Genomic DNA, 20,280 nt, shown 5'->3' with positions numbered 1-20,280 from the left:
TGGGGCGCGATGGACGACACGGAGACCCAGAGCCCCCAGTCGTGGTGGCAGCGGCAGCTCCCCCCGTCGCCGCTGGCGAGGTCGCTGTCGGTCCAGTCGATCCTCTTCGCGATCGGCGAGGGCGCCTTCGTCACCGGGTCGGCGGTCTTCTTCACCCAGATCGTCGGGCTGTCCGCCGCGCAGGTCGGCATCGGCCTCACGGTCGCGGGCGTCACGTCGTTCTTCTTCGCCGTGCCCGCCGGCAAGCTGGCCGACCGCGTGGGCACCAAGCGCATCTGGGCGATCAGTGCGGCACTCACCTCGGCGCTCTACCTCGTGTGGCCGTTCATCCACGGCTTCGTCGCCTATCTCGCGATGATGGTCGTCCTCGAGGTGGTCAGCCAGGCCGGGTGGAGCGGCCGGGGCGCGTACACGATCGACATCTTCACCCGTGAGGAGCGGGTCCAGTCCCAGGCCTTCATGCGGGCCGCCCTCAACATCGGGTTCACCCTCGGCGCCCTCATCGGCGGCCTCGCGCTCGCCGCGAACAGCGACGACGTGGTGCGCGCGGTGCCGGTCCTGACCGGGGTGATCCTGCTGGCCAACACCTACTGGATCACCCGGCTGCCCGAACCACCCGCCAAGGCGACGCCCGCCCACGCCGACGAAGCGGTCATCAAGCCCGCCGCCCTCAAGAACCGCGCGTTCCTCGCCCTCATGACCGGCGACGGCGTGCTCGGCAGCAACCAGGTGCTGCTCAACATCGTGATCCCGCTGTGGCTGGTCGAGGAGACCGACGCCCCCCGGGTGCTGCTCGCCTGGCTCTTCGGCACCAACACCGTGATGGCGGTGCTGCTGCAGGTCGCCGCGGCCCGCGGCGTCGACTCGGTGGCCCGCTCGCTCCGCGCGTCGTACATCTCGGCCGGCTTCTTCGTCCTCTCCTGCGCCATCGTGCTCGTCACCCACGACACCATGGGCTGGCTGACGATCGTCCTGGTGTGGCTCGGCCACGTCACCGTGACGGGCGCCGAGCTGTTCCAGTCCGCCGGACACTGGGGCTTCATGTCGGAGCTGACCGACGCCCAGCAGCGAGCGGAGTACCAGGGCGCCGCCCACATCGGCGACACGCTGGGCTCGGTCTGGGCGCCGGCGCTCTACACCTGGCTCGCGATGGAGCACGGCTCGCTCGGCTGGATCGTCATCGCGGCGATCGTGGTGGTCTCCACCCTCACGATGGCGCCGTCCGCGCGGGCGGCGGAGCGGTACCTCGCGCGGCACGGGTCGGCGCACTGACCGCTGCCGCACGCCGTAGTGTCGGCGCCATGACCGCGTACTGGATCACCACCTACAAGGCCGTCCACGACCCCGACAAGGTGGCGGCCTACGCCGAGCTGGCCGGGCCGGCGCTGCGCGCGGCGGGCGGACGGTTCCTCGTGCGCGGGATGCCCGAGGCCACCTTCGAGAAGGGCGAGGCGACCCGCACGATCGTCATCGAGTTCGCGTCCGTCGAGGCAGCGGTGGCCGCCCACGAGAGCGAGCCCTACCAGGAGGCGCTGCGGGCGCTGGACGGCGGCGCCGACCGCGACATGCGCGTGGTGCCCGGGGCCTGACCCGTGCGGCCCGACGACGTCCGCACCTCGAAGCGGCTGTCGTACGTGCTCCGGCACCGGCCGGACTCCGTCGGCCTGACGCTGGACGCCCACGGCTGGGTGGCCGTCGACGACCTGCTCGCCGCGCTCGCCGCCGCCGGGTCGCCTCTGGCCCGCGCGGACCTCGACCGCGTCGTGGGGACCAACGACAAGCAGCGCTTCGAGGTCGACCGGGCCGGCGACCGGATCAGGGCACGGCAGGGCCACTCCGTCGAGGTCGACCTCGCGCTGACGCCGGCCGACCCGCCGCCCGTGCTCTTCCACGGCACGCCCGCACGGAACCTGCCGTCCGTCCTCGCCACGGGACTCGACCGCCGCGGCCGCCACCACGTGCACCTGTCGGGCGACGTGGACACGGCCCGACGCGTGGGTCGGCGCCGAGGCGATGCCGTGGTGCTCGAGGTGGACGCCGGCGCCATGGTGGGGGCGGGCGCGACGTTCTGGCGCACCGGCAACGGGGTCTGGCTGACCGACCGGGTGCCGCCCGAGCACCTGTCGGTCCACCCGTAGCCCGTGCCATGGTGGGGCCATGGACGCCTACCGGCTCGTCGTCACCGTCGTCGTGATGGTCGCGGTGGTCGCGGTCATCCTGCTGTTCGAGCGCCGGCGCGCCGAGCGCATCGCCCGCGACACCCGCGACCTCGCACGCGGCCTTCCCCCGGAGGACGACCGGGCGGACGGCGACGAGCGGCGCGGCGATGGCTGACCTGCGGGGGATCCTCGGCCTGGCGCTGCTGCTGCTCGTCGCGGTCGCTCTGTCGCGGCACCGGAGGGGCATCTCGTGGCGGACGGTGGGCGTCGCCCTGGCGCTGCAGGTCGGGTTCGCGGCGCTCGTGCTGCGCTGGGGACCGGGCAGGGACGCCCTCGAGTGGGTCTCCGACCGGGTCGCGACGCTGATCGGGTACGCCGACGAGGGCACGGCGTTCGTCTTCGGGCCGCTGCTCGCGGTGGGCGAGGAGAACGAGACCATCTTCGCGCTGCAGGTGCTGCCGGTGATCATCTTCCTCGGCGCGCTGATCGGGCTGCTCTACTACCTGCGCTTCGTCCAGTGGGCCACGTGGCTCCTCGGCGGCGCCCTCGCGCGGCTCCTGGGCGTCAGCAAGGTGGAGTCGATGTACGGCGCGACCGTGATCTTCCTCGGGCAGAGCGAGGCGCCGCTGATGATCGCGCCCTACCTCCGCTCGCTGAGGCGGGGCCAGCTCTTCACGATCATGGCGGCGGGTTTCGCAGCGGCCGCGGGATCGACGCTCGTCGGCTACTCGCTGCTCGGCGCGCCGCTGGAGTACCTGCTGGCGGCGACCGTCATGAACGCCCCTGCCTCGCTGCTGATGGCGAAGGTGATGTGGCCCGACAGCACGCCGGAGGACGACGAGCTCGACGGCGCCACGCCGGTGGACAGCGAGGAGGAGGTCGACGTCCGCTCGGTGCGCGACGAGGAGTCGTCGAACGTCATCGACGCCATCGGTCGCGGCGCCCTGGCCGGGGCCCGGATCGCGGTGACGGTCGGTGGGCTGCTCATCGCCTTCATCGCCCTCATCGCCATGGCCGACGGGATCCTCGGCGCCGTCGGCTCCTGGGTCGGGGTGGACGGCCTCACCTTCGAGCGGCTCCTCGGCTGGTGCCTGGCTCCCCTCGCGTGGCTGCTCGGCGTGCCGTGGTCGGAGGCGGTGCAGGCCGGGTCGTGGATCGGCGAGAAGACCGTGCTCAACGAGTTCGTCGCCTTCGCCAGCTTCGGCCCCGAGGTCGAGAGCCTCTTCCCCGTCACCGTCGCCGTCGTGACCTTCGCGCTCGCCGGCTTCGCGAACTTCAGCTCGATCGCGATCCAGATCGGCACGATCGGGTCACTGCTGCCCGAGCGCCGGGGCGTCGTCGCCCAGCTCGGGCTGCGCGCCCTGCTGGCGGGCGCGCTGGCCAACCTCGCGAACGCGGCGATCGCCGGGGTCGTGATCTCGATCTAGGCGACGAAGGACAGACATCCGCGCTGCGCGGCAGACTTCAGGCACACGATGCGAGGGGGCTGGTGGTGCGCGATCAGGGAGGACGGACGTCGCTCGCAGGATCCGGCTGCCTGGTGCTGGCGCTCAGCGCGTGCGGAAGCGCCACCGGCGGAGCGCCGGGCGACGGCGCCGGCACCGAGACGCCGGTGATAGCAGCGCCCGAGGAGGCGGAGAGCTACCCGACGGCGGAGGTGTCGGGGCTGCTCCACCTCCGGAAGGGGTGCCTGGTCCTGGGCAGCGCCATCGTGTTCTGGCCGCACGGAGCGACATGGGACGCCGACAACAGGACGGTGGTGTTCGACGACGCGCCGCAGCTCGAGGACGCTCCCGCAGCGCAGGTGGGTGCCGTGTTCGACGGCGGTGGTGGCTGGTACCCGCCGGTCGCGGACCTCAGGTCGTGGCGCGGAGAGACGTTCGCCGACCGCATCGAGCGCTGCCAGGAGGCGACGGGCATCCGCGGCGTGGTCTACGCCTACCCGGCTGGGTAGTCGGGTGCCGGCGCAGCGCTGTCGCGGTGCTCTCGGCGGCGGACCACGACTTGCTGGCCCGGGGCCGTAACACTTCAGCGCGCCGGAGCGCTGTCATGGTGGCTGCTCGACTCCCTGCGCCGACCTCCCGCCGGAAAGCAGGGCCCCCCGAGCCGTGCGGCTCGCAGGGCGGCGGCGCGACCTGCAGGCGAGAGGGCGCCGCCGCCCTGTCACGAGCGAAGGCCTTCGGACGGGACGTGCTGGGTCTACCGGGGTGCGGCAGCTTCGGCGATCACTGTCTCCGCGAGGTCCCGCATCCTCTTGTTCGTGCGCTGGCTGGTCTGCTTGAGCACGGCCAGGGCCTCGTCCTGGCCGATGCCGCGGGTGGACATGAGGAATCCGACGGCGGTGCCGATCACGCGGGACGACACCAGCGCGGCCTCGAGCTGGGAGACGTGCTCGCGGGAGAGCACGCCGTCCGCCTGCAGCTCCGCGATGATTTCCCGGTCCACCGCCGCACGTGCCTCGATGTCGTCGACCCGTCGCTCGGTGGCGTCGGCGCGGGCATGCGAGGCATCGGCCCGACCGGTGAGGGTGGCGATGTGGTCCGTGTTCGTCGCCACTTTGCCGACGAGCTCGTCGATCTGCTGCTGGAGGTGCGCGCTGTTGCGGTCAGCCATGGGGACATTGTGGCGCAACGCGGTAGCGGACGGGGTCAACCGCCCGGGGGGCAGCCCGGGAATGCAGCCCGGGCGCCCCGCTTCTTGGAGCGCCCGGGCCTGAGCCGCCCAGGTCTTCCCGGGGTGCCCGAGCAGCCTGCCGGGGCGGTTCCCCTCGTCGTCGATCCGATGCGCAGCGCGCCGCTTGAGATGCAGCCCACAACGGGACAGGGCATGAGCGCACTGGCGACGGGTACGGAGCGGCCCTGCGCCCATCGGCGCACGGGCTCAAGACCATGGGCACGCCATCTTCGCGAGTCACACAGGAGACACCAATGTCGACCACCAACGCCGACACCCGCCCCACCACCACCCGCCGCGTCAGCACCGAGACCAAGTCGTCGTACAAGACCACTGAGCTCATCGCGTACGTCGTCATCGCCGTCGCCGTCCTCGTCGCGGCCGCCGTGACCGACAACAGCGACTTCGGCACCCAGGAGGCGTGGTTCTACGTCACCCTCCTCACCATCGGCTACATGATCAGCCGCGGCCTCGCCAAGTCCGGCAGCCGCGACTTCTACGACGACGACGCCGCGGACCGCGCCGGCGCCAACCGGTGACCCCACTACACCTACGCTCGCTGGGCCAGGTGCTCGGCATGTTGAGCGCCGCTGCAGCCCACGGCGCAGTGCGGCTACTGCCGGCACGAGCCAGGACGTAGCAGTCGACGCCCGTATCCGCCCGACTCCGCCCCCGTGGAGCCGGGCGGATACGTGTTTCCGCCCCGAGCTGCACCAGCACGGGGATCACTGATCCAGGTTCGGGATCCGCTGGATCTCGATCTCGCTGCCGATCCGGCGGGCCGCGTAGATCTCGTCGTGCAGTGCCAGCGTTCCGCGTCGTTCGGCGTCGGTGTGCAGGACGACGCCGTCGCGGGAGAAGACGACGAGCTGTCCTTCCGGGGCATTCATCCGCCGTGCCACCTGCTCGATCTGCGCGCGCGTCAACCGTCTGCTGCGGACCGTCCCATCCGCGGATCTCGTCGTCACCACGGTGCTTCGGCGACGCGCCCGGCACGGATTGACGCAGAACCCGGGACCACACCCGGCAACATCGGCTCGGCCCGTCGCTCGTCGGCAGGTCCGGGCGTGCCGGTGGCCCGATCACCGGGTGGGTGTCGGGCTCAGCGGGGCGGTTGGGGTCGTCGGTGGGGTGGGTCGGTGGTGACGGTGCGTCCGGACGGCAGGGTCCAGTGGTAGGAGCCGTCGGGTCGGCGGTGGTAGGTGAAGTCGGCGAAGGTCTTGGCGCGGTGGTGGCGCCGGCACAGCGGTGCCAGGTTGTCGGGGCGGGTCTGGCCCGGTGGTCCGCCGTCGTGGAGGGGGACGTAGGCGGTGATGTGGTCGAGGTCGCAGCGCTGCGACGGGCGGCCGCAGTGGGGGTAGACGCAGGTGTCGTCGCGCAGTCGGACCGCTTCGGCCATGCGCGCGGGTGGGTCGTGGCGGTCCACCGCGGGAATGGCGGTGGTGTGCGGGTCGAGGTCCAGCACCGGGGTGACGGTGACCTGTCCGGCGGTGAGCAGCCACGACCGCAGCCGGCCCAGGAGCATCGGGCCGAGCCGGTCACACCTCGCCACACCACGGCTGGCGACAGACGCGGCGGCACCGGAGTGGGTGTCGAGGAGGTCGCGGTCGGTGACGTGCACGACCAGCCGCACCTCGCCACCCTCGTTGCCCTGACTGTCTCCGCCGCCGCTGCCGCCGCTGGTGGTGGGGCGTCGGAACGGGGTGGCGGGTTCGTAGGCGGCGTCCTCGGCGACGCAGACCCTGGGATCGTCCATCGGGAGCGGCGGACCATCTGTCTGCGAGACCGGGGCACCTGTCTCCGCGGCCCCGGTCGCCGGCCCGCTGTCGCGTGCCGCGACCGCGGCCACGGTCAGGAGGTCGAGTGCTTTCTGGGGGTCGGCGAGGACCCCGACCGCGTGTGCGCGGCGCACCCCGAGCTGGCCGGGGTGGCCCAGGGAGCGCATCGTGGCGGCCATCGTGGTCACGGTGTGGTCGAACGCGACCGCGTCGGCGGTGTCGAGCGTCATGAACACCGCCGACGTGCCCGGGGCGCCCTCGTCGTGGTGCACCTCGACGCGCCGTGCCGCCAACGCGTGGTCGTGGTCGGCGACCGCCCGGTCCGGGTCGGCGTACAACCGCGCCTCGTGGACCAGCACCGCGATGCGGTGCGGGTTCAACCGCCGCGGCTGCCACACCAGCAGCCGGTCCGCATGCCCCGCCGCCACCACGTCCAGGTCGCGCGAGACCCGCGCCGCCTCCCGCGCCAGCCGCACCGGCACCCGCAGCCCACGGGTCAGCGCCCACAGCCGCGGCAGCCGGTGGGCCAGGTCGAGCACGTCACCCACCAGCGCCAACGCCGCCTCGTGCGACAGGTCCAACGCCGCCGCCAGCTCGATCACGGCGAACTCCGCGACCCGCGGCGCGCCCGCCCCTGCGACCGGCAGCGCCCGCTCCCCGAACAACCCCGCAGCGCTCCCCACCGCCGCGACGGTGTCCGAGCGCCACCCCGCGACCAGGTCGTCATCGGCGTCCGCGGCCAGCACGTGGGCGTGCGCCCACGCCAACGCCGCCTCCACCACCTCCACCTCGGCCCGCCGCCGCAACTCCACCGCCGCCACCGCACGATCCAGCACCGCACGGCTCGAGGGCCGATCAACAGCAGCCGGGGTGGTGGTGGACATGCGTCCAGTCTCCCAGACCTCACCGACATCCTGACCTGCCCGAAGACATCTGTGGAGAACTGTTTTCGAACGTGTTCGCGGTGCGCGGATCGCGACCCACTGGCACGGCGACGAGCCGCTTCCCGCCGACGATCGGACTGCGCGACGACCGAGCCCTACGACGGTCGAGGGAATTGGGAGGACGACCGTCGGTGCCCCGGGAGAGAATGTCGGCGATGATCGCCGCACTGGTCCGCTACGCCACCCCGCCCTCCAGCCTCGCTGGGCGGCTCTCCGTCCAATCGCTGCTCTTCGCCGCAGGCGAGGGGGCCTTCCTCGCCGGTTCGGCCGTCTTCTTCAAGTTCGTCGTCGGGCTGACGCTGGCCGAGGTCGGGCTCGGCCTCACGATCGCCGCGGTCGCGAGCTTCTGCGTCGCGGTGCCGATGGGCAAGCTGGTCGACCGCTTCGGGCCGAAGCGGATGTGGTCGCTGAGCGCGACCGTGCAGAGCGCCCTGTTCCTCGCGTGGCCGTTCGTCGACAGCTTCCCGGAGTACGTCGCCCTCGCAGTGGCGATGGAGGTCGCCGGCACCCTCGGCGGCACCGCCCACGGCGCCTACGTCATCGACGTGCTGCCGCCTGCGGAGCGCGTGGAGTCCCGGGCGTACATGTACTCGGCGCTCAACGTCGGCTTCAGCCTCGGTGCGTTCCTCAGTGGTGGCGCGATCGCGTTCGGCACCGACGTGCTCCGCTGGTCGCCGGTCCTGACCGCCGTCCTCTTCGTCGTCAACGCCGCCGCCATCCTGCGGCTGCCCGACGCGACGCACGACGTCCGGGGCCCCGAGCCGAGGGCGAAGCCGGAGGGCATCCCGGCGATCCGCAACCGCAGCTGGATCGCGGTGACCTTCTTCACCGGGGTCCTCTGGACCAACCAGGTGCTGCTCCACACCGTGATCCCGCTCTGGTTGGTGGCGGAGACCGACGCACCGCGCGTCCTCGTGGCGGTGCTGTTCGCCACGAACACGGTGATGTGCATCGTGCTGCCCCGCCTCACCTCGCGCGGCATCCACGACGTCGACACGGCCCTGCGGGCGGTCCGGATCTCGACCTGCTTCTTCGTCCTCACCTGCCTGATCACCCTCGCGACGCACGAGACGGTGGGCTGGGTGACCATCGCGATGTTCTTCCTCGGGCACGTCGTCCTGACGGTGGCGGAGCTCTTCCTCTCCGCCTCCGGCTGGACCTTCGAGGCCGAGCTGATGGACCCGCGCCGGCGCGGCGACTACCAGGGCGTCTCGGAGCTCGGCAACACGCTCGGCCGGTTCTGGGCGCCCGCCGTCTACGGCCTCCTCGCGATGCACTGGGGTGCCTTCGGCTGGCTGACGATCGCCGCGATCGTCACCGTGGCCGCTGTCGGCCTGCACTCCGCCGCGCACTCCGGACGACGCTTCCTCGAGAGGAACGTCCCCGCCGACGTGCTCGCCGACGCGCGGGTCGGCGGCCCCCACACCGAGGAGGTCGCGACCGCCGGCCCGCCCTCGATCGTCGAGCCCGAGGCGCCACTGCCAGAATCCACCGGTGACCTCCACCGCTGACTGGATCGCCGGCGCCCGGCCGCGCACCCTCCCCGCCGCGGTCGCGCCCGTGCTCGCCGGCACCGGCGTGGCGGCGTACGTCGAGGAGGCCGTCTGGTGGAAGGCGCTGCTGGCCCTCGTGGTCAGCCTCGCGCTCCAGGTCGGGGTCAACTACGCCAACGACTACTCCGACGGCATCCGCGGCACCGACGCCGACCGGGTGGGACCGATGCGCCTCGTCGGCTCGGGGGCAGCGAGCCCCCGCGCGGTGAAGGCGGCTGCCTTCGCCGCCTTCGGGGTGGCCGCCGCAGCCGGCCTGGTCCTCGCCGCGACCACCGCGTGGTGGCTGGTCGCGGTCGGGCTGGTGTGCGTGGTGGCCGCCTGGTACTACACCGGCGGGGACAAGCCCTACGGCTACCTCGGCCTCGGCGAGGTCATGGTCTTCGTGTTCTTCGGCCTCGTCGCGGTCGTCGGGACGACGTACGTCCAGACGCGGACGTGGGAGTGGCCCGCCCTCTACGCCGGCGTCGGCATCGGTGCGCTGGCCTGCGCGATCCTCGTCGCCAACAACCTCCGCGACATCCCCACCGACACGGTGGCCGGCAAGCGCACCCTGGCCGTGCGCCTCGGCGACGAGCGCACCCGCCACCTCTACGCCTTCCTCGTGCTGGTCGCCGCGGCTGCGGTGGTGGCGGTCGGTGCCGCCACCACGTGGTGGGCGCTGGCCGGGCTCGGCTTCCTGGTCCGCGCGGCCGCCCCCGCCCGTGCGGTGCTGGCGGGTGCCGCCGGGCCCGCCCTCGTGCCGGTCCTCGCCGCCACGGGGGCGTCCGAGCTGCTGTGGTCGGTGCTGGTCGCCGTGCCGCTCGTCGTCGCGGGCTGACCCGGCCGCGGCCGGATAACCCGTGGCCGGCGCGGTCCCGCCCTCACTAGCGTGACCGCGTGGACTACGACTTCGCGATCCTCGACTTCTCCGACGACGGCACCGAGGCCGCCGCCCGACGCCGCGGCTGGATCGAGGCGGTCATGCGCGGCTTCCGCGACGACCGGCCCGAGGACGAGATGGTCGAGCGCTGGGTCGCGCACTACCGCACCGACCGCGTGATCGTCCGCGGCGCCTGGCTGCCCGAGGGCGAGTTCGGCGCCGGTCCGATGCCGGTCGCCACGTACGCCAGCTTCGACAAGACCCTCAACGCCGGCCGGGAGCTCCTCCCCCTGCGGATGATCACCGACGTCACCACCAGCCCGGCCCACCGCCGCCGCGGGCTGCTCCGCCGGCTCGTCGAGGACGACCTGGCCGACGCCGTGGCACAGGGCGTGCCGATGGCGGCGCTCACCGCGTCGGAGGCCACGATCTACGGTCGGTGGGGGTTCGGGCCGGCCACCTTCCGGCAGGGCGTCGACGTCGACACGACGACCGGCTTCGCGATGCGCTCGTTCGTCGACCCCGGCCGTGTCGAGCTCGTCGAGCCCGGGACCGCCTGGCGGCACCTGAAGGCGGTGTTCGACGCGTTCCACGCACGGCAGCGCGGCTCGGTCGAGTGGCCCGCGCAGTACGAGGACATCCACACCGGCGCGTACGACTTCACCGCCGGCGGCCCCAACCGCAAGATCCGGGTGGCCGTGCACCTCGACGCCACCGGCACCGTCGACGGCTTCGTCGTCTTCAAGCACGGCGAGAAGGACTCGGTGCGGGTCGAGGAGATGATCGCGCTCGGTCCCGAGGCGCAGCTGGGACTGTGGTCGTTCCTCGCAGGGATGGACCGTGTCACGAAGGTGGGCTTCAACCTCTTCCACCCCGACGACCCGCTCGCATGGGCGCTCACCGACCTCAACCGCGTGAGCACGACCGAGGTGCCGGAGTTCCTCTGGCTCCGCGTCCTCGACGTGCCGCGCGCTCTCGCCGCCCGCCCGTGGGCGGCGGACGGGACGGTCGTCGTGGAGGTGGACGACCCGCAGGGCCACGCGGCGGGCGGCTTCGAGCTGGCGACGTCGGACAGGGTGGCGACGGTGTCCCCCACCGACCGCGCGCCCGACGTCGGCCTCACCGCCGAGACGCTCGGATCGCTCTACCTGAGCGCCGTGCCGGTGCTCCTGCTGCACCGCGCCGGCCGGGTCAGGGGTCAGGACGCCGCCGTACGCCGGTTCGCTGCGATGGCCGACCTGGCCGAGCCGCCCTACAGCCTCACGGGGTTCTGAGCCGCAGCCCGACCCCGAGCAGCGCACCCAGCCGGTCCGCCTCGGCCGTCAGGCCCGCGGACGGCGGTGCCGCGACCTCCAGCACGTCGCCGTCGGTGCGCCAGGTCCCGCGCACGACGCCGTCGACGACGACCGGGTTGGCGACGCGCGTCATCGCCGCCCGGTGCTCCGGGGGCACCACCCAGGTGTCCTTGGTGCCCGGGCCCATCACCCAGGCGTCCTTGGCGGGCAGGAGCAGCACCGTCGGCTCGGGAGGCACGGCGGCGAGCTCGTCGGCGTGGTCGGCGAGGACCCAGCGCGGCTCGCCCTCGACGTCGACCTCGGCCAGGTCGCCGTGCAGCTCGTCCCACCAACGGTCGATGCGCCTGCGGCCCGCGCTGAGACCCTCGCCGAGCCAGTAGTGCAGGTGCTCGGGAGCGGCCGGCCCGTAGGCGCCGACGTACTCCCGCACCGCCCGGCGCCCCGCCTCGTCGAGAGGGGGGACGCCTGCCCAGCCGGGTGCGGCCGTCGGGCTCTGCAGGGCCAGCGGGCCGTCGAGCTCGGGTCCCAGGGCGATGTCGCCCTGCCAGGCGAAGGGCTTGAGGAAGGTGTGGTTGGGCTCGGCGAACTCGCGGGCGAGGTGCCCGAAGCGGGCGCTGCCCGCGAGCGCGTCGGCCACCGCCTGCGGCGGCACCGGTCCGCCGGCGACGACCTCGCGGACGGCCGCCCTCAGGTCGGGCCAGTCCTCGGCCCGCAGCCGGTAGTGCTCCACCCAGCTGGCCAGCTCCCACTGCCTCCCGGCCGCGCGCAGCGCGAGGTAGGACCCCGCGGTCTCGGGCGCCATGACCTGCACGGAGCCGCGGAAGGAGAAGGTGCGCAGCAGCCGGCCGTCGCGCAGGGCGCGCTGCACCTCACCCGGCTGTCGCGGCTCGGCGAGCCGGCGGCGCACGGCGAGGTCGGGGTCGGACCCGAAGACCGACAGCGCTGCCAGGGTGCGGACGACCTCGCCCGCGTCGCCCGCGCCCGCCGCGCCCGAGGCGCCGGGCACCGACAGGTGCTGTCGCCGCATCCGCCAGGCCAGCGCCTGGCGCCGGGTCACCCGCAGCGTCGACATGCCGCCGGAGCCGCCTCGCGTCAGTCCGAGTCCTCGCGCGCCTTGCGCTCCTCGAACGCCGCGGACGCCCGCGCCGCGCGCGCCTCCACGCGCCGGGCGAACGCCTCGCGCTGGCGGTCGAGGAGGAAGTACGACGCGACGCCGGAGATGAGGAAGGCGAGGATGACCGACCAGAACAGGTTGTAGCGGCCGTCGAGGAGCAACGCCATGATTCCGACGACGACGGCGAACGCCGCCACGAACAGCACGACCCGCATGAGCGTGTAGACCACGAACTCCTTCACGCCTCCAGCCTAGGGGCCCCCTACTACATTGGAGGAATGCTGAAGGTCCTGCTCGTCGTCGCCTTGATAGCGGTCGTCGTGTGGTTCCTGGTCAAGCTGACGCTGCGGCGCCTGGACGGGGGGACGACGTCACGCCCGCGCGTGATCGGCCCCGACGACGACCCCGACTTCCTGCGCGGTCTCGACCGGCCCCGCGACCCGGAGGACGACTGACCGCTCCTGCCGGGCGCCCTCGGCGTAGGAGTGCTGGCTGGACGAGCTGAAGAAGTTGATGCCGATGAAGTTGAACCACAGCGTCGCGGCACCGACCAGCGCCAGCACCGCGGCGTTGCGCCCGCGCCAGCCCGCCGTCGCGCGGGCGTGCAGGTAGGCGGCGTAGACGACCCAGGTGATGAAGGCCCACACCTCCTTGGGGTCCCAGTTCCAGTAGGCGCCCCACGCCTGGTGGGCCCAGATCGGCCCGGTGATAAGGACGGCGAAGGTCCACACCGGGAAGCCGAAGGCGTGCATCCGGTAGGAGAGCCGGTCGAGGACCTTGGGGTCGGGGACGCGCGCCAGGTAGCCCGTGGTCGCGGTCGAGCGGGCCTTGACCAGGTAGAGCCCGGAGAGCAGCGCCCCGATCGTGAACGCGCCGGTGGAAATCACTGCGGAGACCACGTGGATCACCAGCCACGGCGAGTTGAGGGCGTCCGGCAGCGGCAGCACGGCGTCGTCGAGGCCGAGGAACGCCGCCATCAGCGCGGCCACCACGAAGGTCGTGACGAGCGGTCCGAGCCACTCGACGTCGGTGCGGAGCGCGGCGACCACGAAGATCAGCCCGACCACGAAGGTGCCCGAGATCGTGAACTCGTACATGTTGCCCCACGGCACCCGGTTCGGGTCGGCGGCGAGGCCCCGCGCGACGAGCGCGACGAGGTGGACGACCACGGCGAAACCCGCCAGCACGAGGCCGAGGCGGCCGGCCACCGCCGTACGACGGCTGTCGAGCTCCTCGTCCTTCGACACCGACCGCAGCCCGGCCAGCTCCAAGAAGTAGGCGAGCATCGCGAGGAAGTACAGCACTGCGGCCGCGATGACGCCCTGGTAGCTGAACGTCTCCCACCACTCGTCGGTCATGGCTGCTCCTTCTCGTTGCTGGTGGTCGTGTCGTCGTCCGCGCCCTGCAGCGCGGCCACGACCGCGGCGAGCTCGGCAGCGCCGTCCTCGGGGTCGCCTCCCGACGACCGGTCGAGCCGGGCCACCTCGACGAGCGTGGTGCCGTCGTCCTGGCGCCGCGCGCGCACCCACATCCGGCGCGGGCGCACGAACAGCGAGCCCAGCAGGCCGAGCAGCGCGAGCACCACGCCCGCGAGCGCCACCAGCTTGCCGGGGCTGCGGCTGATCTGGATCTTGTTCCACCGCTCGAGCCCGTCGAAGGTGACGGTCCCCAGACCGTCGGGGAGCTTCGCGGTCTCGCCGGGGCGCAGGTCCAGGCGGAACGGCCGGCCGTCGGCCTCCGTCACCTGGGTCGCGCCGGCCTTGTCGAGGACGTAGACCGACGAGGCGCTGCCGTCGTCGACGCCCAGGTCCCCGGTCCACACGCTCATCGAGATCAGCGGGTCGAGGGCGTCGCCCCAGATCGAGCCGGGCATGCTGAGGTTGCCCTCGGCGTCCTCCCCCATCGCGAACGTCGGGTAGAAGGTGCCCTCGAGGCCGATCTGCTCCGGCCGCGCGAACGGCGCCTTGACCACGCCGAAGGACTCGAAGGTCTGGGCGTTGGTGGGCAGGAAGACGACCGGGCCGCTCTTGGTGACCTCGCCCTCCCCGTCGCGGACGGTGATCACCGGGGCGTAGCCGTGCCCGATGAGGAAGACGTCGGTGCCGCCGATCGTCAGCGGGTGGTTGACCTTGAGGTCGTACGACTTCGTCCCGCCGCCCGGCTCGGTCTCGTAGGCGAGCTCGGCGACGAACTCGCGCGCCATGCCGGCGCGCTGGCCCTCGGTCAGCCAGTCGACCTGGAAGTCGGTGATGCTGAACGAGAACGGCTCCATCACGTCGGGGTCGAAGAGCGCACCGGGGGCGAAGTCGTCGTACTGGGTGAGGTTGTTGGAGAAGCCGTAGTCCTCGCCGTTGAGCATGATGACGCCGCCCTTGTAGCCGAACAGGCTGCCCGCGGCGACGCCCACCAGCACGACGATGACGGCGAGGTGGAAGACCAGGTTGCCGGCCTCGCGCAGGTAGCCGCGCTCCGCTGCGACGGCACCGTCGTCCGGCTCCACGCGGAACCGTCGGCCCCGCAGCACGTCCGCGGCACGGCCGAGCACGGCCTCGGGGGCGTCGCCGGTGGTGTACGACGCGCTCTCGGGCAGGCGGGACAGGTGGCGGGGGGCCCTCGGCGGCCGGGCGCGCAGCGCGCGGGCGTACACGAGGAGCCGCGGGATGATGCACCCGACCAGCGACACCATGAGCAGCAGGTAGATGGCGGAGAACCACACCGAGCCGTAGACGGAGAACAGGTCGAGCCGGTCCCAGATCGGGGCCAGGCGGGGGTGGTCGTCGCGCCACTGGGACACCGCGAGGGAGTCGATGTCCTCCTGCGGGATCACCGAGCCCGGGATCGCGGCGAGGGCCAGGAGCAGGAGCAGCACGAGGGCCGTCCGCATCGAGGTGAGCTGGCGCCACGTCCAGCGCCCGAGCTCGCGGACGGTGAGGTCGGGGGGCAGTGCGGTGGCCTGGCGGTCGTCGGACGGCCGCTGCTGGAGGTCGGTCACACCGGCACCGTGAATCCCTGGACGACCTGCAGCTGCAGCCACTGCACGATCCGGTCCCACCAGCCGCTGACGAGCAGCAGGCCGACGACGATCATCATCGCGCCGCCGAGGCGGACGACGAGCAGCTGGTGGCGCCGGACGACCGCGAACGCGCCGAGCATGCGGCGGTAGGCGAGCGCCGCGGCGATGAAGGGCAGGCCGAGACCGAGGGCGAACACGGCCGAGAGCAGCGCGCCCCGCCCGGCCGTCGCCTCGTTGACCGACAGGACGTTGATGGCCGCCAGGGTCGGGCCCACGCACGGCGTCCACCCGACCCCGAAGAGGAAGCCGAGCAGCGGTGCGGCGGCGAGCCCGACGGCCGGCACACGGTGGATGCGCCAGTCGCGCTGCAGGAAGCCGAAGGCACCGAGGAACGCCACGCCGAGCAGGATCGTGATGACGCCCAGGACGAGGTTGAGCTGGCGGGTGTGGGTGAACAGCCACGCGCCGGCGGCGCCGGTGAGGCTGCCGAGCAGCACGAAGACGAGGGAGAAGCCGAGGACGAAGAGGGTGGCGCCCAGCACCAGTCGGCTGCGGCGGGCCTGGTCGAGGTCGCCGCCGGAGATCCCGGTGGCGTAGGACAGGTAGCCGGGCAGCAGCGGGATCACGCAGGGGCTGAAGAACGAGATGAGCCCGGCGGCGAGGGCCACCGGAAGCGCCAGCACCATCGAGCCGGAGAGAGCCGTCTCCTGGAACCAGTCACTCATCGAGGACCGCCTCCACCAGCGAGACCAGGGTCTGCGTCGTGGGGATGCGCCCGTTGACGGAGGCGGCGATGCGGCCCTCCCCGTCGAGGACGACGGTGCTGGGGATCGAGCGGGGCGTCAGCGTGCCCGCGAACGGCAGCAGCGCCGCGCCGTCGGCGGAGTAGATCGAGGCGTAGGGCACGTCGAGGTCGCGGACGTAGGCCTTGGCGTCGTCGGTGGACGCGTCGCGGATGTTGAGGCCGACGAAGGCCACCTCGTCGCCGAGCTCGGCGGCCGCCGCGTTGAGGTCGGGCTGCTCGACGATGCACGGGGGGCACCACGACGCCCAGACGTTGACGACGACGGGCCGCCCACGCAGCTCGGCGAGGTCGACCTCCTCGCCGTCGAGGTCGGTGCCGGTCAGCTCCACGGGCGCGCCGCGGTCGACCGCCTTCACCTCGGTGGGGACGCCCGTGCCGGTGATGTAGCCCTTGTCACCGGTCCCGGACAGGCTCGAGCAGCCGGCGAGCGCGAGCAGGCAGGCGAGCCCCAGCAGGGGCGCCCCGAGCGGGGCGAGGAGCGTACGGACGAGCTTCAGGGCCGGTCCTCCCGCGGGGCGCCCCCGGCTGAGAACGGGGCGGACCGGTCGCCCACCGGGATCAGGTCGCCGGCCGGCTCGGAGTAGCGTACCTGCACCACGCGGTCGTCGTCGAAGACCACGCTGGTGAGGGAGCACAGCGTGCACTGCCGGTTCTTGGGGTGGTGGAGGTAGCTGCGCTTCTCCAGGAAGAGCCGCGTCGTCCAGATCGGGAGCTGGTGGGACACGATCACCGCCTCGTGGCCGGCGGCGGCGTCGCGGGCGTCGTGCAGCGCGGCGACCATGCGACCCGCGATCTCGTCGTAGGGCTCCCCCCACGACGGCTTGAACGGGTTGTACATGTGGCGCAGCAGGTCGGGCCGCTTGAGGAACGTCCTCGCGCCGGCGCCGAAGTTGACGCCCTGGAACTTGTTGCCCGACTCGATGACGCGACGGTCGACCTCCGGCGTGAGGCCGAGGCGCTCGGCCAGCGGCGCCAGCGTCTCCCGCGCCCGCTCGAGCGGCGAGGTGCGCAGGTGGACGATGTCGCGGTCGCCGATCGACTCCGCGACGCGCCGCGCCATCTGGTTGCCGAGGTCGGAGAGGTGGAAGCCGTCCATCCGGCCGTAGAGCACGCCTCCGGGGTTGTGCACCTCGCCGTGGCGCAGGAGGTGGACGATCGTCTGCACTGCCATGGTCAGTAACCTCCAGCCGTCGCGGCCGCGAGGGCCGCGGCCGGCAGGGCGTCGATGATGGTCTGGACGGCCCGGTCGTCGTGCGCGGCGGACACGAACCACGCCTCGTACGCGGACGGGGGCAGGTAGACGCCCTGGTCGAGCATCGAGTGGAAGAAGGCGGCGTAGGCCGCGGTGTCCTGCCGGCTGGCCTCGGCGAAGTCGCGCACCGCCCCGTCTCGGAAGAACACCGAGAACATCGTGCCGGCCACCTGCACCACGTGCGGCACGCCGGCGACCTGCAGGTGCTCGGAGACCGCCGCACGGATCGTGTGCGCGGTCGCGTCGAGGTGCGCATAGACCTCGGCGGTCGCGAGCCGGAGGGTAGCCAGGCCGGCGGTGGTGGCGACCGGGTTCCCGGACAGGGTGCCGGCCTGGTAGACCGGTCCCTCCGGAGCGAGGTGCGCCATCAGGTCCGCGCGGCCGCCGAACGCGGCGGCGGGGAAGCCGCCGCCCATCACCTTGCCGAAGGTCATCAGGTCCGGCGTCCAGCCCTCGACGGCGCCGTCGAGGCCCCACCCGCCCTGCGCCGTGGCGCGGAAGCCCGTCATCACCTCGTCGCTGATGAAGAGGGCGCCGTGGGCGCGGCAGGTCTCGGCGAGGAAGGCGTTGAACCCCGGCGCCGGCGGAACCACACCCATGTTGCCCGGCGAGGCCTCGGTGATCAGGCACGCGATCCGCGGGCCGTGGGTCGCGAACGCGGCCCGGACGGCCTCCCGGTCGTTGTAGGGCAGCACGAGGGTCTCCGCCGCCGCGGTGGCGGGCACCCCGCTCGTGCCGGGCACCGCGAGGGTGGCGACCCCGGAGCCGGCCTCGGCCAGCAGCGGGTCGACGTGGCCGTGGTAGCAGCCGGCGAACTTCACGACCAGGTCGCGCCCCGTGGCCCCGCGCGCGAGACGGATCGCCGACATCGTGGCCTCGGTGCCGGAGGAGACGAAGCGCACCCGCTCGACCGGCGTGCGGGCGACGATCTCCTCGGCGAGCTCGACCTCCGGCTCGGTGGGGGTGCCGTACGACGTGCCGCGCGCGACGGCGCCCGCGACGGCCGCCTGCACGTCGGGGTGCGCGTGGCCGAGCAGCATCGGTCCCCACGAGCAGATCAGGTCGACGTAGTCGTTGCCGTCCGCGTCGGTCAGCCAGGCGCCCGAGGCGGAGGTGATGAAGCGGGGCGTGCCACCGACCGCGGTGAAGGCGCGCACCGGCGAGTTCACGCCTCCCGGCGTCACCGCCCGGGCTCGCTCGAACCACGCCTGGCTAACCGCGGTCGTCGTGGTCGGGGTGGTCGCGGAGGTCACCCGGTCATTGTCCCGCAGGGACGCAAAGGATCCCCAGTCGGCGTGCCCGCGGGCGTCGCGGCTGTGCACTGGCCCACAGGGTGACCGGCGCGTAACTTGGTCACGGAATCTGTCGTTGTCGAGGTGTCGATGGGCCCGGAGGGGGCATCATGGCACCAGGACGACCAAGGGGAGGGCACGACATGTCGACGGGCCGGCTTCACCGCGCGACCGCCATCATCCCGCTGGCGGTGCTGTCGGCCGCCTGGACGGCGAGCCTCGCCGGCGTGGGCGTCGGCTCGGCGAGCGCCGACTCCGACGGCTCGAAGACCCTCCCCGACGGCACGGTCCTGCCGACGGCCGCGATCGAGGCGCCGGCCACCGTCGGCGACCCCGTGACCCGCGCCGCCGCCCTGACGCCCGGCACGGCGAGCGACATCCCGCAGGCGGCGCTGTCGGCGTACCAGCGTGCCGAGGCCGTCATCAACAAGGCCGACAGGGGCTGCCGGCTGCCGTGGGAGCTCATCGCCGCCATCGGGCGCGTCGAGTCCGACCACGGCCGCTTCGGCGGCAACACCCTCGACGCGCAGGGCGTCGCGCGCCCCGGCATCTACGGCATCGCGCTGAACGGCCGGAACGACACCCAGGACATCGCCGACACCGACGGCGGCCAGTACGACAACGACACCCGGCACGACCGGGCGGTCGGCCCGATGCAGTTCATCCCCTCGACCTGGGCGGTCGTGGGCGTGGACGGCGACAACGACGGCACCCGCAACCCGCAGGACATCGACGACGCCGCGCTCGCCACCGCGGTGTACCTCTGCTCCGGCGAGGACGACCTGTCCACGGAGCAGGGCCAGCGCGCGTCGGTCTACCGCTACAACCACTCCAACGAGTACGTCGACCTCGTGCTGGAGGTCATGCAGGCCTACCTCGACGGCGACTTCAGCGCGGTGCCGACCGCCACGCTGACCACCGGCGTGATCGTCCCCGAGCCGACCGCCTCCGCCACCGGCCGGGGCAACGACGGCGACAAGGGCAGGAAGGGCGGCGACGGCGACAAGGACCGGGACCCCTCGCCGACCAGGAACCCGTCGCCCACCCAGAACCCCACGCCGACGCAGACGCAGACGCAGACCCCCACGCAGACGCAGACCCCCACGCAGACGCCGACCCAGTCGCCGACGAAGAACCCGACGTCGTCGGTGCCGACGCCGTCCGTGCCGACGAGCCTGCCGACGCTCAGCACGACGCTGCCGCCGCTCCCCACCGGGACGATCGGCGCCACGCTCACGTGGGCGCAGGCGCAGGCCCAGTGCCTGGCCTCCGGCGTCTCGGGGCTCGACCTGCCCGCGCTGAACGCCTGCATCGCCGACCTGATGAACCCGTAGCCGTCGGGCTGCGGCCGCCGACCGACGTGGCCGCCGCTTGCGTCATACGAACCGGCACCTATAGGTGCGGCTCCGTATGACGTCGGCCGCCGAGCTCCGGTGCGTCATACGAATCAGCACTCATAGGTGCGGCTTCGTATGACGTCGAGTCCGCCAGCAGCGCTGCGTCATACGAACTGGCACCTATACGTGCGGCTTCGTATGACGCT

Annotated in this window: 23 protein-coding genes; 12 read left to right on the top strand and 11 right to left on the bottom strand. The window is 72.8% G+C overall.

Going from position 1 to position 20,280, the window contains the following annotated elements; translation table 11 throughout:
- Window positions 1-9: 9 nt before the first annotated feature.
- The 6 genes from J3P38_RS10835 (at window position 10) to J3P38_RS10810 (ending at window position 4,113) form a co-directional block, all read left to right on the top strand.
- Complete coding sequence (locus tag J3P38_RS10835) at window positions 10-1,272, top strand: MFS transporter (protein WP_210503548.1); 1,263 nt, start codon at window positions 10-12, stop codon at window positions 1,270-1,272.
- Between the two features lie 29 nt (window positions 1,273-1,301).
- Complete coding sequence (locus J3P38_RS10830; protein WP_210439752.1) at window positions 1,302-1,589, top strand: DUF1330 domain-containing protein; 288 nt, start codon at window positions 1,302-1,304, stop codon at window positions 1,587-1,589.
- A 3-nt stretch (window positions 1,590-1,592) separates the two neighbouring features.
- Window positions 1,593-2,138, top strand: coding sequence for an RNA 2'-phosphotransferase (locus J3P38_RS10825; protein WP_210439751.1), 546 nt, complete (start codon window positions 1,593-1,595; stop codon window positions 2,136-2,138).
- A 19-nt stretch (window positions 2,139-2,157) separates the two neighbouring features.
- Complete coding sequence (locus tag J3P38_RS10820) at window positions 2,158-2,334, top strand: hypothetical protein (RefSeq protein WP_210439750.1); 177 nt, start codon at window positions 2,158-2,160, stop codon at window positions 2,332-2,334.
- Complete coding sequence (locus J3P38_RS10815; RefSeq protein ID WP_210503547.1) at window positions 2,327-3,586, top strand: NupC/NupG family nucleoside CNT transporter; 1,260 nt, start codon at window positions 2,327-2,329, stop codon at window positions 3,584-3,586. The genes J3P38_RS10820 and J3P38_RS10815 overlap by 8 nt, the downstream gene beginning before the upstream one ends.
- Window positions 3,587-3,651: 65 nt before the next feature.
- A complete protein-coding gene (locus J3P38_RS10810) occupies window positions 3,652-4,113 on the top strand; it encodes a hypothetical protein (RefSeq protein ID WP_210503546.1) in 462 nt (153 codons plus the stop codon).
- Window positions 4,114-4,358: 245 nt separating this feature from the next.
- On the opposite strand, the gene J3P38_RS10805 is transcribed toward J3P38_RS10810, so the two are convergent.
- Window positions 4,359-4,772: an ANTAR domain-containing protein gene (locus J3P38_RS10805; RefSeq protein WP_210439747.1), complete on the bottom strand. Its 414-nt coding sequence runs from the start codon at window positions 4,770-4,772 to the stop codon at window positions 4,359-4,361.
- 314 nt (window positions 4,773-5,086) lie between these two features.
- Here J3P38_RS10805 and J3P38_RS10800 point away from each other — a divergent pair, with 314 nt between their 5' ends.
- Window positions 5,087-5,371, top strand: a complete 285-nt coding sequence (locus tag J3P38_RS10800; RefSeq protein ID WP_210439746.1) for a hypothetical protein — start codon at window positions 5,087-5,089, stop codon at window positions 5,369-5,371.
- Between the two features lie 186 nt (window positions 5,372-5,557).
- On the opposite strand, the gene J3P38_RS10795 is transcribed toward J3P38_RS10800, so the two are convergent.
- Window positions 5,558-5,758, bottom strand: coding sequence for a hypothetical protein (locus J3P38_RS10795; protein WP_210439745.1), 201 nt, complete (start codon window positions 5,756-5,758; stop codon window positions 5,558-5,560).
- A 176-nt stretch (window positions 5,759-5,934) separates the two neighbouring features.
- A complete protein-coding gene (locus J3P38_RS10790; RefSeq protein WP_210503545.1) occupies window positions 5,935-7,494 on the bottom strand; it encodes an HNH endonuclease signature motif containing protein in 1,560 nt (519 codons plus the stop codon).
- Window positions 7,495-7,709: 215 nt separating this feature from the next.
- Between J3P38_RS10790 and J3P38_RS10785 the strand changes: the two genes are divergently transcribed.
- Genes J3P38_RS10785 through J3P38_RS18390 form a run of 3 tightly spaced genes read left to right on the top strand, consistent with a single transcriptional unit; the run spans window position 7,710 to window position 11,240 of the window.
- Window positions 7,710-9,065 (top strand): MFS transporter, encoded by a 1,356-nt coding sequence (locus J3P38_RS10785; protein ID WP_210439743.1) that lies wholly within the window; start codon window positions 7,710-7,712, stop codon window positions 9,063-9,065.
- The gene (locus J3P38_RS10780) at window positions 9,049-9,924 is read left to right on the top strand and encodes a 1,4-dihydroxy-2-naphthoate polyprenyltransferase (protein WP_210439742.1); all 876 of its coding nucleotides are present in this window, start codon (window positions 9,049-9,051) and stop codon (window positions 9,922-9,924) included. The genes J3P38_RS10785 and J3P38_RS10780 overlap by 17 nt, the downstream gene beginning before the upstream one ends.
- Window positions 9,925-9,983: 59 nt before the next feature.
- On the top strand, window positions 9,984-11,240 hold the full coding sequence (locus tag J3P38_RS18390) for a GNAT family N-acetyltransferase (protein WP_210503544.1): 1,257 nt from the start codon (window positions 9,984-9,986) through the stop codon (window positions 11,238-11,240).
- Here J3P38_RS18390 and J3P38_RS10770 read toward each other — a convergent pair.
- Window positions 11,227-12,333, bottom strand: coding sequence for a DNA glycosylase AlkZ-like family protein (locus J3P38_RS10770; RefSeq protein ID WP_210503543.1), 1,107 nt, complete (start codon window positions 12,331-12,333; stop codon window positions 11,227-11,229). The two genes, J3P38_RS18390 and J3P38_RS10770, sit on opposite strands and share 14 nt — an antisense overlap.
- A gap of 20 nt (window positions 12,334-12,353) precedes the next feature.
- Window positions 12,354-12,617 (bottom strand): DUF4229 domain-containing protein, encoded by a 264-nt coding sequence (locus tag J3P38_RS10765; protein WP_210503542.1) that lies wholly within the window; start codon window positions 12,615-12,617, stop codon window positions 12,354-12,356.
- Window positions 12,618-12,653: 36 nt separating this feature from the next.
- Here J3P38_RS10765 and J3P38_RS10760 point away from each other — a divergent pair, with 36 nt between their 5' ends.
- Window positions 12,654-12,830: a hypothetical protein gene (locus tag J3P38_RS10760; RefSeq protein WP_210439738.1), complete on the top strand. Its 177-nt coding sequence runs from the start codon at window positions 12,654-12,656 to the stop codon at window positions 12,828-12,830.
- Here J3P38_RS10760 and ccsB read toward each other — a convergent pair.
- From ccsB to hemL, 6 genes are all read right to left on the bottom strand, one after another.
- Complete coding sequence (gene ccsB / locus J3P38_RS10755) at window positions 12,747-13,733, bottom strand: c-type cytochrome biogenesis protein CcsB (RefSeq protein WP_210503541.1); 987 nt, start codon at window positions 13,731-13,733, stop codon at window positions 12,747-12,749. The two genes, J3P38_RS10760 and ccsB, sit on opposite strands and share 84 nt — an antisense overlap.
- Window positions 13,730-15,367: a cytochrome c biogenesis protein ResB gene (gene resB / locus J3P38_RS10750; protein WP_307807851.1), complete on the bottom strand. Its 1,638-nt coding sequence runs from the start codon at window positions 15,365-15,367 to the stop codon at window positions 13,730-13,732. The genes ccsB and resB overlap by 4 nt, the downstream gene beginning before the upstream one ends.
- Window positions 15,364-16,113, bottom strand: a complete 750-nt coding sequence (locus tag J3P38_RS10745; RefSeq protein ID WP_210503540.1) for a cytochrome c biogenesis CcdA family protein — start codon at window positions 16,111-16,113, stop codon at window positions 15,364-15,366. The genes resB and J3P38_RS10745 overlap by 4 nt, the downstream gene beginning before the upstream one ends.
- On the bottom strand, window positions 16,106-16,549 hold the full coding sequence (locus J3P38_RS17755) for a TlpA family protein disulfide reductase (protein WP_307807850.1): 444 nt from the start codon (window positions 16,547-16,549) through the stop codon (window positions 16,106-16,108). The genes J3P38_RS10745 and J3P38_RS17755 overlap by 8 nt, the downstream gene beginning before the upstream one ends.
- A gap of 137 nt (window positions 16,550-16,686) precedes the next feature.
- A complete protein-coding gene (locus J3P38_RS10735) occupies window positions 16,687-17,364 on the bottom strand; it encodes a histidine phosphatase family protein (RefSeq protein WP_210503539.1) in 678 nt (225 codons plus the stop codon).
- 2 nt (window positions 17,365-17,366) lie between these two features.
- A complete protein-coding gene (gene hemL, locus J3P38_RS10730) occupies window positions 17,367-18,698 on the bottom strand; it encodes a glutamate-1-semialdehyde 2,1-aminomutase (protein WP_210503538.1) in 1,332 nt (443 codons plus the stop codon).
- A 182-nt stretch (window positions 18,699-18,880) separates the two neighbouring features.
- Here hemL and J3P38_RS18115 point away from each other — a divergent pair, with 182 nt between their 5' ends.
- Entirely contained in the window at window positions 18,881-20,071 is a 1,191-nt protein-coding gene (locus J3P38_RS18115) for a lytic transglycosylase domain-containing protein (protein WP_210503537.1), read from the top strand.
- Window positions 20,072-20,280 lie beyond the last annotated feature (209 nt).

The organism is Nocardioides xinjiangensis, assembly GCF_017916455.1.
Lineage (GTDB): Bacteria > Actinomycetota > Actinomycetes > Propionibacteriales > Nocardioidaceae > Nocardioides > Nocardioides xinjiangensis.
This window is presented reverse-complemented; position numbering and strand designations above follow the sequence as displayed.